The sequence below is a fragment of the Macrococcus lamae genome, assembly GCF_004359545.1.
Taxonomy (GTDB): Bacteria; Bacillota; Bacilli; order Staphylococcales; family Staphylococcaceae; genus Macrococcus; species Macrococcus lamae.
In genome coordinates, this window is the sequence record NZ_SCWB01000045.1 from 1 (window position 1) to 464 (window position 464).

The 464-nt window shown below is 50.2% G+C and carries 1 protein-coding gene; it reads left to right on the forward strand.

From position 1 onward, the window contains the following. Positions 1–50 precede the first annotated feature (50 nt). Positions 51–464 (forward strand): hypothetical protein (locus ERX29_RS11020; protein ID WP_165981143.1); only part of this gene is annotated, 414 nt, incomplete at its 3' end.

The following is a 464-nucleotide window of genomic DNA, read 5'->3' on the forward strand; positions in this document are numbered from 1 at the left end:
TTCATATCCTGCTGTTCCTCATGAGACAGGAGGATCAGGTCTTCTGGCACATGATGACAGGGATATTTCTACTGACCACATTCAGTTACCTGCTCTATAAGCGGCATCTGACTTCCAGAAGGATCGGCCAGTCGCTGCTGGCAAGCCTCATCGCCAGTGTGGCAATTGTTGTCTTGTACACTGTACTCGTCCAGTTCCTGCCTGCTATCAGCTATGAAGCCATTATGACGACACTGATATCAATCGGTGTTCATTACCGCTGGCAGCTGATGATTTCACTGGCAGTGACTGTTCCCCTACATGAACTTTACTTCCGGACGATGCTCCAGGAACAGATGACTAATCCTGTGCTGGCCGTGATACTGACCAGCCTTGCCTCGGTCAGTCTTTTTATATGGGTGCTGAGCGTCCAGCAGCTGATCACGTTGGTAGGTATACAGCTGATAACGGCAGCTGCCTTCCAG